Below are 13,201 nucleotides of genomic sequence, written 5' to 3' on the forward strand. Positions count from 1 at the left end.
ACCGGCCCGGTGCGCGGGCGAGCGGCCTGCCGCTCGCCCGCGTCGCCGCACACACCCGACGACGCGTGGGTGTCCCTCATGACGGAGGCAGTGGATTGACTGGATCGAGCGTGACCGTCGCAGTGCTCACCTACCGGCGGCCGGACCGGCTCGCCGCCGCGCTCAAGGCGCTGCTCCCGCATGTCTCGGCGGCCGGCGCCGGGCTCCTGGTCGTCGACAACGACACGACCGACTCCGCGCGGCCGGTCGTCGACCGCGTCACCTCCGGCCGGGCGGACGTCCGCTACGTGCACGAACCCCGGCCCGGCATCGCCGCCGCGCGCAACCGCGCGCTCGACGAGGTCACGGCCGCGGGCGGCCGGTTGATCGTCTTCGTCGACGACGACGAGACGCCCGGCGAGGGCTGGCTGGTGACCCTGCTCGCCGCGCACGAGGCCTACGGCGGGACGGGCGTGGCGGGCCCGGCCGTGCCGCAGCTGCCCGCCCGGGACCCCTGGATCGAGGCCGGCGGCTTCTTCGCCCGGCAGCGCCACCCGTCCGGGTCGCGCATCAAGGTCGCGGCCAGCAACAACCTGCTGCTCGACGTGCGCTGGCTCGCCGCCCAGGGCATCCGCTTCGACGAGGAGTTCGGCCTCACCGGCGGCTCCGACACGATGCTCACGCTGCAGATCACGGCCGCCGGCGGCGCCCTGTACTGGTGCGACGAGGCCTTCGTGGACGACCCGGTCCCGGCCGGGCGGTTCACCCGCCGCTGGGTGCTGCGCCGCGCCTACCGGGTCGGGAACTGCACGGTCCGCGCCGGGGTCCAGCTCGCCGGGTCGGCACGGCGGCGCCTCGTCGCGCGGCTGCGCGGGTTCGGCGCCGGCGTCGTCCGCGTGGCCGGCGGGCTCGCGCGGGCCGGGCTCGGCCTCGTCCTCGGGAGCGGATCCGCGCGCGGCATCCGCACGGCGGCGCGCGGCGCCGGGATGATCGCCGGCTCGGCCGGGCTCGTGTACACGGAGTACGCGCGGGCCGCGCGGCCGCGCCCCCTGGTCGGGGCGTCGCCGTGACCGGCGCGGGAGCACGCCGTCGTACCGTCGTGATGTTCTCCGCGGAGGCGATCCGCCCCACCACCAACCCGTACCTCGTCGAGCTCATGCGGTCGCTGCCCGACGACGTCGAGGCCGTGACGTTCTCCCGGTGGCGCGCGCTGGCCGGGCGGGTCGACGTGCTGCACCTGCACTGGCCCGAGACGCTCTTCCGGCGGCGGGACCGGGTGCGCACGCTGGCCGCGTCCGTGCTGCTCGTGGCCTGCCTCTGCGCGATGCGGGCGCGCGGCGTCCGCGTCGTGCGCACCGTGCACAACGAGTCGCCGCACGAGGCCGCGCGCGGGCCGGAGGGCCGGCTGCTGCGGCTGATGGACCGGTGGACCGACGAGCTCATCCTGCTCAACCGGCACACCCGTTTCCCGCGCGACCTGCCCGCCACCGTGATCCCGCTCGGCGAGCACGCGTCCACCTACGCGGACCTGCCCGTTCCCCCTGCCGCGGCCGGGCGCCGCGCACTGTACTTCGGGCTCGTCCGGCCCTACAAGGGGATCGACGCGCTCGTGCGGGCGTTCCGGGCCGTGCCCGCCGCCGACGCCCGGTTGCGTATCGTCGGTCCCGTGAAGGACGACGGCGTGCTCGGCGAGGTGCGCGAACTGGCCGGCGGGGACGAGCGGATCGAGATCCGCGGCGGTTTCGTGCCCGACGCCGCCCTGGTGCGCGAGATCGGGGAATCGCGGCTCGTGGTGCTGCCCTACCGGCGCATGCACAACTCCGGCGCGGCACTGCTCGCGCTGTCGCTCGGGCGGCCCGTGCTCGTGCCGGACAACGCGGTGAACCGCGACCTGGCCGAGGAGACCGGGCCCGGCTGGGTGCGGACGTACGAGGGTGAGCTGGGGGCCGCGGCGCTCGCGGCGGCCCTGGACGAGCCCGTGCCGGCGGAGCCGGTGCGGTTCCGCGGGCGGAGCTGGCCCGGGATCGGTGCCGCGCACGCCCGGGTGTACCGGCGCGTGGCGTCGCCGGACGGGCGGGCCGCGGCGGTCCGCGAGCGGGCGGCAGCTTGACCGAGAACGAGACGCGGCCCGGGCCCCCGCCGGAACCGGCCGCCCCGGACGAGCGCCCGGCGGAACAGGGTGGCGCGGCCGCCCGCGCCGTGGTGTCCGGGCGGGTCGCCCCGGGGTGGCGCGGGGCGGCGGCGATCGTGGCGCTGCTGCTCGCCGTCGCCGTCGGGTCGCGCCTCGTCGTCGGCGCCGACATCACCCTCGGGATCCTGTGCGCCGTGCCGCTCACGCCCGTGTGGCTCACGGCGGCGGCCCGGTACCGGTGGGCGTGGCTGTTCCTCGGCCTCGGGGCGCTCTGCGCGGTGACCGGGCCGGTGCTCACCGAGGCCGCGCGGTTCGACCACGTCATCGATCCGCTGCTCGAACGCGAGGCCTACGTCCGGCTCGCGGAGCTGGTGATCGGCGTGGGTGCGCTGCTGTGGGCCCGCCTGCAGCTCGGGACGCGCTGGCTCGCGGTCGCGTACGGGCTGGGCATGCTGGTCGACGCCCTGCAGCGCGCCGAGGTCAGCTTCAAGTTCGGCATCGGCCTCGCCGTCGCGGTGATCGTGCTCGGCTGGCTGACCCCCGGCCTGCGGCCGGGCCGCGGCACCTGGCGCCGGGTGCCGCGGGTGGTGCAGGCGCTCGCGTGCGTGTGGATCGGCGTCGGCTTCGCGCTCGACGACGGGCGCTCCGCCTTCGCGATGCTGCTGCTCACCGCGGCCGTGGTGCTGTGGCAGGTGCGGATGGGGGAACGGTCGCTGCGGCGGTCGGCGTGGATGACCGCCGGCGTCGTCGTCGCGGCCGGGGTGTCCGTGTACTCCGGCGCGCGGGCGCTGATCCTCGACGGCGCGTTCGGTACCGCGATGGCGCAGCGCACCGCCGAGCAGATCGAGGTGAGCGGCAACCTCCTGGCGTCCGGCCGCCCCGAGATGGGCGCGACGACGGCGCTGGTGGGCCACCGGCCGCTCGGCTTCGGGCCGGGCGTCCCGGCGAACGGCGCGGACCTGGCGGTCGCCAGGCACGGGATGTCGCAGCTGGGCTACGACCCGGAGAACGACTACGTGTACAAGTACATGTTCGGGCAGGGCATCGAGCTGCACTCCCTGTTCGGCGACTTCTGGGCGGCGTACGGCCTGCCCGGCGTGGCCCTCTGGCTCTTCGTCCTGCTCCTGGTGATCTCGTCGCTGGTCCGCCGCACCACCCGCGCCATGGCCGACGCCCTCCTGGTCTACGTGGCGATCCTGACGGCCTGGAACCTCTTCTTCAGCCCCATCTACGCCTCGGTCCCGATGCTGATCCTCACGGTGGTCCTGCTCCTGCCCCGCCACACGGACGCCTGGGAGCCCGTCCCGGTCCCGGCCGGCGCGGGGTAGGTGCCCGGCGCGCGGCCGGCTACCGGCGTCGGGGCCTCGCGAGCGGGCTGTGCCTCGCGAGGGCCTACCTGCGCGGGCCGGCCTCGTAGCTCAGGGTGCCGAGGAACTCACGGAGCAGGCGCTTCCCGTCCTCGCCGCCGGGCCAGTTGAGGACGACCTTCGCGTGGTTCCCCTCGCCCTCCTGGTGCACGTGGACGTTGACGCTCAGCGAGCGCCTGCGCCCGTCGGCGTAGAACGGGCCCTCCGTCACCTGGGCCACGGCGTAGTCGGCTCCCGGCACCTCGATCTCGTGCGTGCCGTCCAGGCCCGTGTTCACCCAGCCCGGCCAGAAGTTGGGCCCAGGGTCGCCGGACTCGACGTACCCGTTCCACCGCACCTCGGGATCCTCGTACCCCGGTACGCGGACGACGACCTCGTCCGACCGGATCTCCACCATCTCCCCGAACGTCCTCTGGTCGTTCGGGCGCTCGGTCCACCGCGGGGGATACGCGTACCGGAATCCCTCCGTCGTCGCCTCGGTCCAGCCGGCGGGCACGCCGTGCCGGATCTCGCCGATCTCCGGGTGGGTGTACGTCAGCTCGTGGCGCACGGGCTCGTCGTGGCGCTCCGCGCCGTCGGGCGACGGCGTCGCCGTCACGGTCGACGCCGGCAGCGGCTCCTGCCGGTCCGCGTAGACGATGCCACCTGCCCCGATCGCCGCGCTGATCGCGACCATCCCCGCCACGCACGCGGCCACCGTCACCGCCATGTGACGCCGCTTCTCCCGCCGGATCGCCTGCCCCGCCATCGCGGCGCCGTCGACCACCGGCGTCAGGTCACCGGCCATCCGGGCCAGATCCCGCCCGAACGGGTCGTCGTGCTCCGGTGCGTTCATGACCGGCCCTCCCTTCCGCTGCCACCCAGTCCGTCGGCGCCCAGTTCCTCGCGGAGGATCGCCAGGGCGCGCGACGCCGTCGACTTCACCGTCCCGGCCGAGACCCGCAGCGTCGCCGCGGTCTCCGCCTCCGACCGGTCCAGCAGGTACCGCAGCACGACGACGCGGCGCTGCTTCGCCGTCAGCTTCGCCAGCGCCCGCACGAGGCGGTCGCGTTCGGCGATCTCGTCGTCCGACGCCGGGGCCGTGTCGGCGGAGCGCCACACGAGCGCGTCGTCGTCGGTGAGGACCTCCTTGCGGGTCCGGCGCCAGGTGTCGATGCGCGCCGTGGCGAGCACGCGGCGGGCGTACGCGAACGGATCGCCGTCGGCCACCTTGTGCCAGTGCCGGAACGTGCGCTCCAGCGCGGTCTGCGCGAGGTCGTGGGCGCGATGCGGGTCGCCGCACAGGAAGTAGGCGATGCGCACCAGATCCGCGGTCCTGGCCTGCGCGAAGGCGGTGAACTGCGCCTCGCGCGTGAGGTCACGTCCGACGACGACGGGCATGCTGCCGGTCACGGCGTCCGCCGCTGAGGCTGACATCCGGGCACCTCCCCGCGCCGCCGGGCCGGCGGGGGGCCGGTCCGTGATGGATTCATACTGCCTCAAACGCAGCACCCGCCGGCGGGGTTGGCTCCCGCGGCGAACGAGGGCGCCGGCCGTGGGTCGGCCGTGAGCGCCGGGGGCGCCGGGGGCGCCGGGCGAGCCGGCGCCGTCGTGCCTCCTGGGGTTCGGGCGGCGGTCCTGTTCGCGCCGCGATGTCACCCGGCCGTGCGTCCGGCACCCTATGATCCACCGATGCCCCCTGAAGCCGCTGCCGAGGTAGCCGGTCGTCGTCGCACGATGCCTCCCCGGCGGTCCCGGCAGGGCACGGCGGACCGGCCGGCGGCGGGAGCGTCGCGCCGGGTGGGGGAGATCGACGGGCTGCGCGGGGTCGCGCTGACGCTCGTCGTGCTGTTCCACGTGTTCGGGGGCGGGCGGGTGTCGGGCGGGGTGGACGTGTTCCTCGTCATCTCCGGGTACCTGACCGCGGGTTCGGTGCTGCGGAGGGCCTCGACCGGGCGGCTGACCGTCCCGGGCGCCTGGGCGAAGGACCTGGTGCGGCTCGCGCCGACGGCTCTCGTCGTGCTGCTCGCCGTCGTGGGCGGCATGTTCGCGCTGCTTCCCGCCCCGCGCTGGGAGGCGGTGCTGCGCGAGGCCGCGGCGTCGGCCACGAGCTGGGAGAACTGGCGGCTCATCGACGCGGAGCTGGCCTACGGCGCGGCGGGGCCCGCGGCGAGCCCGCTGCAGCACTTCTGGTCGCTCGCGGTCCAGGTGCAGTACCTGGCGGCGCTGCCGGTCCTGGCCCTCGGCTGCGCGATGCTGGCCGGGTACGCCGGCCGGGTCTCGGCCCGAGCGATGACGGCGACGCGGGTGTTCGCCGTCGTCGTCGGGACGCTCACCGCCGCGTCGTTCGCCTTCGCGGTCTGGCAGACCTCCGCCGACCAGCCGGTCGCCTACTTCCACGGCTTCGCCCGCGTCTGGGAGATCGGGGCCGGGGCGCTGCTCGCCCTGGTCGCGCCGCGGTTGCGGATGGCCGGGAGCCTTCGCGCCGTCGCGGGCTGGACCGGCCTGGTCGCGGTCGTCTCGTGCGGGTTCCTGTTCGACGGCGGTGCGTTGTTCCCCGGGCCCGCGACCCTCTTCCCGGTGACGGGCGCGCTGCTCGTGCTCGTCGCGACGGCCGGTGCTCCCACGGCACCGGAGGCGCCGGCTCGCGGGGCGCGGGCCGGGTCCGGCGTCCCGGCGGAGGTCGCGCCGCGCCGGGACGGTGCGGCTCTCGGGACGCTCCGGCGGGTGCTCGGGAGTTCCGCGCCGCGATGGCTCGCGACGATCTCCTACGCGCTGTACGTGTGGCACTGGCCCGTGCTCATCGGGTGGCTCGCCGCGACGGGGCGGGAGCGGGCGGGGATCGCCGACGGCGCGGGGATCGTCGGCGTCTCGGTGCTGCTGGCCTGGGCGACCGTGCGCTGGGTCGCCCGGCCGGTCGAGCGGTGGGCGGCCGGGGAGCGGGTGACCGGGCAACGGGTGGCCGGGCCTTCCGGGCGGCGGGTGGCCGAGCGGTCGCCGGCCGGGCAGCTGGTGGCCGGGCCGGCCGGGTGGCGGGTGTTCGGGCGGTGGGTGGCCAGGTCGGCCGGGCGGCGGGTGTTCGGGCGGTGGGTGGCCGGGTCGGCCGGGCGGCCGGGCGCCCGGCCCGTCGAGCGGAAGGTCTCGCGGGCACATATCGCGGGAGTCGTGCTGGCGGTGGTGTCGGCGCTCGTGGCGGGCGGCTCCTGGGTAGCTGCCGACCGGATCGCCCAAGGCGACGTCGCCGAGCTCGCCCAGCTGCGGCAGCCGTCCGCGGCTCATCCCGGTGCGGCCGCGCTCCGGGCCGGGCAGGAACCGGCGTCGCCGGACGTCCCGTTCCGCCCGTCCGCCGGCATCGCCGCCCGCGACGGCCGCCACGTGACCGACTGCGCCAACGGCGACCGCGCCGCCACCGAGGTCGTCAGCTGCGTGATCGCCGCGCCGGACGGTGAGCCGGCCAAGCGCGTCCACCTGGTCGGCGGCTCCCACACGCAGCACTGGGAGGACGCCTGGGTCCAGGTCGCCGAGGGCGCCGGCTGGGAGGTCACCGCGATCATCAAGCACGGCTGCCGCCTCGCCGTGGGCAAGGCCGGCACGCAGCCGGGCTGCCCGGGGTGGGCGGCGAACGCGCTCGACCACGTGATCGCGGAGCGCCCCGACGTCGTCGTCGTCGAGGGCACGGAGACGACGACGGACGGCACCGACGTCCTCCTGCCCGAGCAGGCCGCCGTCTGGGCGAAACTGACCGACGCCGGGATCCCCGTGATCGCCGTCCGCGACACCCCGCGATTCGACCGGCCGCCGCCGGACTGCCTGGCGGCGAACGCGGGCCTGCCCCGGCCCGAGGCCGTCGCGGCCTGCTCGGTCCCCCGGTCGGAGGTGTTCGCCGAGGCGTCACCCGCCAACGCGGGAACGCCCGGCGCGGCCGGGGCCGGCGTCGTCCACCTCGACCTCACGGACGCGATCTGCGGCCCGGAGACCTGCGCCCCGGTGGTCGGCAACGTCCTGGTCTACCGCGACGAGGACCACTTCACCGGAACCTACGTCACGACCCTCGGACCCGACCTCGAATCGGCACTCCGCAGAGAGGCCCCCTGGCTCTTCTCATGATTCAGGATCCGTTCGTCGGGCGGCCCCGGCCGAGCAGCCAGTCCCAGAGCTCAGCATCGGAGGCGTGCGAGACCAGAATCACGAGGTCTCGATACTCGGCATGGTCCGGCGCGAGACAGAGGTCATCCATCCATTCCTCGGCATAATCACGTAGCGCGTCGATCATTTCCTCGACGGCTTCGTCGAGCGTGGCACCGTCCGCCGCGACCGGCAGCCCCGGGAAGATGATGGACCTCCGGGCGAGTGCCTCGTCCCTCGGCCCTCACCCTGCGTCGAACCCTTCGTCGATGTCAGTGGTGGCGCATAGGCTTGGGCGCGATGACTTCCCTCTTCGACTCCTTGCACCTGCCCGGCTTTCCCGGCGGCTCCGGCGCCGAGCCGGGGGACACGTCGCGCCTGCCGAGCGTGGCGCCGTCGTGGGACGACGACGGCGCGGGTGACTCCGCGGTCCCGGAGGAGCCCGAGTGGCTCGCCGGGCTGCCGCACGAGGCGGAGCTGCCGCCCGCCCGGCGCCCGTACGAGCATCTCGACCCGGACGAGCTGCTCGACGGGCTGAACCCGCAGCAGCGGTCCGCCGTCGTGCACGAGGGCGGGCAGCTGCTCATCGTGGCCGGTGCAGGCTCGGGAAAGACGCGGGTGCTGACCCACCGCATCGCGTTCCTGCTGGCCACGGGCCGGGCGCGGCCGGGGGAGATCCTCGCGATCACCTTCACCAACAAGGCGGCCGCCGAGATGCGCGAGCGCGTGGAAGGGCTGGTGGGCCCGGCGGCGAACCGCATGTGGGTGTCCACGTTCCACAGCGCGTGCGTGCGCATCCTGCGCCGCGAGGCGAAGACCCTGGGGCTGAAGTCGTCGTTCTCCATCTACGACGCCGCCGACAGCCGCCGACTCATCGAGCTCGTGGCCAAGGAGCAGAACCTCGACCTGAAGAAGTACCCGCCGCGCTCGCTCGCGAACCGGATCAGCGACCTGAAGAACGAGCTCATCGACCCGGACGCCTACGCGCGCCGGGCGGGCCAGGACGAGGAGGCGATCCCGGCCGGCGTGGGCTGGGCCGCCGCCCGCGAGAAGCAGCAGTTCGACCAGGCGCTCGCCGGGGTCTACACCCGCTACCAGCAGCGGCTCTCCCAGGCGCACGCCCTCGACTTCGACGACATCATCATGACCACGGTGAACCTGCTCCAGGCGTTCCCCGACGTCGCCGAGCACTACCGCCGCAGGTTCCGGCACATCCTGGTGGACGAGTACCAGGACACCAACCACGCGCAGTACGTGCTGGTGCGCGAGCTGGCGGGGGTGCCGGAGGGCACGGCGGGCGACGGCGCGGCGGGCGGCGGCGCGGCGGGCGACGGCGCGGGGGAGCCGGGCGCCGTCGGCCTCGATCCGGCGGAACTGACCGTCGTGGGCGACGCCGATCAGTCCATCTACGCCTTCCGCGGCGCGACCATCCGCAACATCGACGAGTTCGAGGCCGACTACCCGGACGCCACGACCCTGCTCCTGGAGCAGAACTACCGCTCGACGCAGAACATCCTCAGCGCAGCCAACGCCGTCATCGCCCGCAACGCGGGCCGCAAGCCGAAGCGCCTGTGGACGGACGCGGGCGCGGGCGCGAAGATCACCGGCTACGTGGCCGACGACGAGCACGCGGAGGCCCGCTACGTCGCCCAGGAGATCGACCGCCTGGGCGACGACGAGGGCGTGCGCCCCGGCGACGTCGCGATCTTCTACCGCACCAACGCGCAGTCCCGCGCGCTGGAGGAGGTGCTGATCCGCGTCGGGCTGCCGTACAAGGTGGTGGGCGGCACGCGCTTCTACGAGCGCAAGGAGGTCAAGGACGCCGTCGCGTACCTGCGCGCGCTCGCCAACGCGGACGACGACGTCAACCTGCGCCGCATCGTCAACGTGCCCAAGCGCGGGCTGGGCGACCGGGCGGAGTCCTTCGTCGTGGACTTCGCGGAGCGGGAGCGGATCTCCTTCGGGGCCGCGCTCGAGCGCCTCGACGAGATCCCGGGGATGACGACGCGCTCCCTGAAGCCGCTGCGGGCCTTCGCCGAGCTGATGACCGGCCTGCGCGAACTGGCCGACGCCGGGGAGGGGCCGGCCGTGATCCTCGCGGCCGTGCTGGACCGGACGGGCTACCTGGCCGAGCTGCGCGAGTCCGAGGACCCGCAGGACGCGTCCCGCGTGGAGAACCTCGCCGAGCTGCACGCCGTGGCCGCGGAGTTCGAGGAGCAGGAGCCGGAGGGGAGCCTCGCGGACTTCCTGGAGCGCGTCTCGCTCGTGGCCGACGCGGACCAGATCCCGGACGAGGACGTCGCCGATGGCGCGGCCGAGGAGGCCCCCAAGGTGGACCAGGGCGTCATCACCCTGATGACCCTGCACACCGCCAAGGGCCTGGAGTTCCCGGTCGTGTTCCTCACGGGCATGGAGGACGGCACGTTCCCCCACATGCGCTCGATGAACGACGCCACGGAGCTGGCGGAGGAGCGGCGGCTCGCCTACGTGGGGATCACGCGCGCGCGGGAGCGCCTCTACATCACCCGCTCGGCGGTCCGCGCGGCGTTCGGCATGTCCAACGAGTTCCCCCCGAGCCGGTTCCTGGACGAGATCCCGGAGGAGCTCTGGGACTGGAAGCGCCGCGAGTCCTCGACCCAGTCGATCCGCGGCGGCTACGGCGGCTGGGGTTCGGGCGCCTACGGCGAGGGCAGGGAGCGCCGCGGCGGGAACGGTACCGGATCGAGCGCCTACGGTTCCGGCCGGGGCAGCGGATCCGGTTCGACCTCCCGTGTCGACACGTCCTGGAGCGGCCGGGGCTCGTCACGCACCGGAACCGCGGGGGGCGGCCGCTCCGCGGCGGCCTCGTCGTCGGCCGGCAAGTTCGGCGGGATCAACGTCCAGAAGGACATCCCGTCCCTGGACATCGCAGACAAGGTCACCCACGACAGCTACGGCCTGGGCACGGTCGTCGAGGTCGAGAAGAACGACGTCGTCAAGATCGACTTCGGCTCGAGCGGCACCAAGCGCATCGCCCTGCGCTACACCAAGCTCATCAAGCTCTGACGCCGGGATCCCGGAGGAGGAACGCGCCGCCCGCACCGCACCACCGGGGTGGTCTCGGGCGGTGACGTCATGTTCCGGTCCCTACTCCGGGAGCAGGCCCGCCCAGCGGCGGCTGATGTCGACGAGCTCGACGCGCGGGAGGGCGTCGATCCGATCCGGGGTGTGCCAGGCGACGTCGTCGGTCGAGCCGTCGCGCTCGACCACCAGGCCGCCGCCGATGACGTGGGCGCGCCACACGATCCGGACGCTCTGCATCGGGACGTCCGGGCGCGTGCCGTCGCCCGCGATCCGGTCCTCGACCGGGATGATGACCTGGTCCACGCCCAGGATCTCGGCGAGTTCGACGTGGTACCCGGTCTCCTCGAAGACCTCCCGGACCGCCGCGTCGGCGGGGTGCTCGCCGGGCTCCACGCCGCCGCCCGGCATGCTCCAGCCGGAGTGGCCGTCCTCGTTCCAGTGGGGCAGCAGCATCCTGCCGTCGTCGTCGGTGATCACGGCATAGGCCCCGAGGCGTAGTTCCATGCGGGCCATCCTGCCTGGTGTCTCGCGTGCGGTCAGGAGAACGTGTCGAAGGCCTTCTGGAGTTCCTTCGTGTAGACCACGATGCCCTCCATGTTGGGGTGGGTGTCATCGGCGTGCAGGAGTTCCGGGTGCTTCTCGCAGACCGCGTGCCAGTCCATCACGACCACGTTGTCGCGGCCCTCGGCGAGCTCCGCGAGGCGGGCGTTCGCCTCCGGGACCCAGTGGGAGATGCCCACGGTGTTGATCAGGACGACGCGGCGCTCCGGCCCGATGAGCTCCAGCGTCTTCCGTGCGGCGTCGTAGTTGCCGTCGTACTGGAAGCCGCCGTTGGTGCCGAAGTTGAGGACGACGACGTCGCGCAGGTCGCCCTGTTCCTTCGCCGCCCGCACCAGGCCGGGGGCGGTCGTCCACTGCCGGATGGGCTCGGCGTCGAGGTCGGCCCGGGGCCAGCGCTCCAGCAGCGCCGGGGCGGCGGCCGACAGCACGGAGTCGCCGAACGCCGAGATGTGCGCGCCCTTCGCGGCCCCGGGTGCCGACCCCGCCCCGGGCTCGCGTCCGCCCGCTCGCGCGGCCTGGCCGTCGCGTGTCCCGTCGCTGGTCCCGCCGGAAGCGGCCGGCGATCCGCCGCCGTCCGCCCCGCCGGCGGCATCCCCGGCGCCGGCGGCCTGCGCCCGTGCCTGCGCCGCGAGCCCGGCCTCGACCGCCTGCTGGGCGCCGGAGACGCGGGGCGCCGTCGCGAACGCCGTCGTCGTCCTCGCGACCGCGACCACCACGGCCGCGACGGCGGCCCGGTCCGCCCACGGCCTGGCGTCCGGCACGCGGGCCGCCACCTGCGCGACCAGCCCGCGCACCGCCCCGCGGAACCCGAGCCGCCGTACCGGCATCTCGACGTAGCGGTAGGAGAGCGCGGACACCCCGAGCGTGACGAGGACGACGACGCCGTCGGCGGCCCACGACTGCCACGACCCCGGTACCCGGGCCAGGCCCGCGCCGGACAGCGCGGCCTCCGTCACCAGCAGCACCGGCCAGTGCCACAGGTAGATCCCGTACGACCGCTCGCCGATCCAGCGCAGCGGCGCGCGTTCCATGGCGTCGGTGAACCAGCCGGTCCCCGACGCGCACGCGAGCACCAGTACCAGCGCGAGCACCGAGGCGAGCGCGATCCCGCCCTGGTAGGTCAGCGCGCTGCTGCTGGGCAGCAGCGCGAACAGCGCGATCAGGCCCAGCAGCGCCAGCGGGGGCAGCACGTGCCCGGCCGGCCCGCGCAGCAGCGACCGGGAACCCGTCCAGCGGAGCGTGACCGCGGCCCCGAGCGCCAGCCCGAACGCATGCGTGTCGGTGCCGTAGTAGACGCGGGTCGGGTCGCCGCCGTCGTACAGCAGCGCCATGCCGGCGGCGGACGCGACGGCCACGGCCAGCATGATCCAGGGCCGCGCCCGCCCGGACGGCACCACGAGCAGCAGCGCCACGAGCACCACCGGCCAGCACAGGTAGAACTGCTCCTCGATCGCGAGCGACCACAGGGGCCGCAGCAGCTCGGGCGCGGTCTCGTCGAAGTAGTCGGTGCCGGCCGCGATCTCCAGCCAGTTGGTGCCGAAGGTGAGCGCGCCGAGCACCTGGCGGCCGATCCCGACGGTGAGGTCGGTCTCGACGAGCCTCGCCACCGGGATCGACACGAGCAGGACCAGCAGCAGCGCCGGCACGAGCCGCCGCGCGCGGCGCACCCAGAACCGGGGCAGGTCGACCCAGTCGGTGCGGCTGATCTCCCGGAGCAGGAGCGTGGTGATGAGGAACCCGCTGACCACGAAGAACACGTCCACGCCGAGGAATCCGCCGGGCACCAGCCAGGGTTCGAGGTGGAACGCGACCACCGCGGTCACGGCGAGCGCGCGCAACCCGTCCAGCCCGCGGATCCGGGGCCCGGACCCCGGGCCCGCCGCGGGCGCACCGGGAACCGGCGGCCTCTGTGCGGCGGCCTCGGGGACAGGGGTCGAGTACGACACATCCGAACGGTACCGGCATCAGCGTCTGAATCGGATCACTGGTGCGTGGT

10 protein-coding genes are annotated in these 13,201 nt (G+C 74.6%); 5 read left to right on the plus strand and 5 right to left on the minus strand.

The window, feature by feature from the left end; genetic code table 11:
• The first annotated feature begins 110 nt into the window (after window positions 1-110).
• Genes ABD208_RS02315 through ABD208_RS02325 form a run of 3 tightly spaced genes read left to right on the plus strand, consistent with a single transcriptional unit; the run spans window position 111 to window position 3,438 of the window.
• Entirely contained in the window at window positions 111-1,049 is a 939-nt protein-coding gene (locus tag ABD208_RS02315; protein WP_344099076.1) for a glycosyltransferase family 2 protein, read from the plus strand.
• A 32-nt stretch (window positions 1,050-1,081) separates the two neighbouring features.
• Window positions 1,082-2,089 carry a glycosyltransferase gene (locus tag ABD208_RS02320; RefSeq protein ID WP_344099078.1) on the plus strand — a complete coding sequence of 336 codons (1,008 nt, stop codon included), beginning with the start codon at window positions 1,082-1,084 and terminating at the stop codon, window positions 2,087-2,089.
• Window positions 2,086-3,438: a hypothetical protein gene (locus ABD208_RS02325; protein WP_344099080.1), complete on the plus strand. Its 1,353-nt coding sequence runs from the start codon at window positions 2,086-2,088 to the stop codon at window positions 3,436-3,438. Before ABD208_RS02320 ends, ABD208_RS02325 begins: the two co-directional genes overlap by 4 nt.
• Window positions 3,439-3,502: 64 nt before the next feature.
• On the opposite strand, the gene ABD208_RS02330 is transcribed toward ABD208_RS02325, so the two are convergent.
• Both ABD208_RS02330 and ABD208_RS02335 read right to left on the minus strand, forming a co-directional pair.
• Window positions 3,503-4,312, minus strand: a complete 810-nt coding sequence (locus ABD208_RS02330; protein ID WP_344099082.1) for a hypothetical protein — start codon at window positions 4,310-4,312, stop codon at window positions 3,503-3,505.
• Window positions 4,309-4,893, minus strand: coding sequence for a SigE family RNA polymerase sigma factor (locus ABD208_RS02335; RefSeq protein WP_344099084.1), 585 nt, complete (start codon window positions 4,891-4,893; stop codon window positions 4,309-4,311). Before ABD208_RS02335 ends, ABD208_RS02330 begins: the two co-directional genes overlap by 4 nt.
• Window positions 4,894-5,148: 255 nt before the next feature.
• Here ABD208_RS02335 and ABD208_RS02340 point away from each other — a divergent pair, with 255 nt between their 5' ends.
• Window positions 5,149-7,563: an acyltransferase family protein gene (locus tag ABD208_RS02340; protein WP_344099086.1), complete on the plus strand. Its 2,415-nt coding sequence runs from the start codon at window positions 5,149-5,151 to the stop codon at window positions 7,561-7,563.
• Between the two features lies 1 nt (window position 7,564).
• On the opposite strand, the gene ABD208_RS02345 is transcribed toward ABD208_RS02340, so the two are convergent.
• Complete coding sequence (locus ABD208_RS02345; protein ID WP_344099088.1) at window positions 7,565-7,729, minus strand: hypothetical protein; 165 nt, start codon at window positions 7,727-7,729, stop codon at window positions 7,565-7,567.
• 152 nt (window positions 7,730-7,881) lie between these two features.
• Here ABD208_RS02345 and pcrA point away from each other — a divergent pair, with 152 nt between their 5' ends.
• A complete protein-coding gene (gene pcrA / locus ABD208_RS02350) occupies window positions 7,882-10,626 on the plus strand; it encodes a DNA helicase PcrA (protein WP_344099090.1) in 2,745 nt (914 codons plus the stop codon).
• Between the two features lie 81 nt (window positions 10,627-10,707).
• Here pcrA and ABD208_RS02355 read toward each other — a convergent pair whose 3' ends face one another.
• Window positions 10,708-11,148 carry an NUDIX hydrolase gene (locus ABD208_RS02355; RefSeq protein ID WP_344099092.1) on the minus strand — a complete coding sequence of 147 codons (441 nt, stop codon included), beginning with the start codon at window positions 11,146-11,148 and terminating at the stop codon, window positions 10,708-10,710.
• A 32-nt stretch (window positions 11,149-11,180) separates the two neighbouring features.
• Window positions 11,181-13,151, minus strand: a complete 1,971-nt coding sequence (locus ABD208_RS02360) for an acyltransferase family protein (RefSeq protein WP_344099094.1) — start codon at window positions 13,149-13,151, stop codon at window positions 11,181-11,183.
• Window positions 13,152-13,201: the final 50 nt, after the last annotated feature.

The organism is Myceligenerans crystallogenes (assembly GCF_039529775.1).
GTDB lineage: Bacteria > Actinomycetota > Actinomycetes > Actinomycetales > Cellulomonadaceae > Myceligenerans > Myceligenerans crystallogenes.

Bases quoted from the DNA above. Each gene is read 5' to 3' on its own strand.
- ABD208_RS02320 (WP_344099078.1), top strand. From the start codon at position 1,082: ATGTTCTCCGCGGAGGCGATCCGCCCCACCACCAACCCGTACCTCGTC.
- ABD208_RS02330 (WP_344099082.1), bottom strand. From the start codon at position 4,312: ATGAACGCACCGGAGCACGACGACCCGTTCGGGCGGGATCTGGCCCGG.
- ABD208_RS02335 (WP_344099084.1), bottom strand. From the start codon at position 4,893: ATGTCAGCCTCAGCGGCGGACGCCGTGACCGGCAGCATGCCCGTCGTC.
- ABD208_RS02340 (WP_344099086.1), top strand. From the start codon at position 5,149: ATGCCCCCTGAAGCCGCTGCCGAGGTAGCCGGTCGTCGTCGCACGATG.
- ABD208_RS02345 (WP_344099088.1), bottom strand. From the start codon at position 7,729: ATGATCGACGCGCTACGTGATTATGCCGAGGAATGGATGGATGACCTC.
- pcrA (WP_344099090.1), top strand. From the start codon at position 7,882: ATGACTTCCCTCTTCGACTCCTTGCACCTGCCCGGCTTTCCCGGCGGC.
- ABD208_RS02355 (WP_344099092.1), bottom strand. From the start codon at position 11,148: ATGGAACTACGCCTCGGGGCCTATGCCGTGATCACCGACGACGACGGC.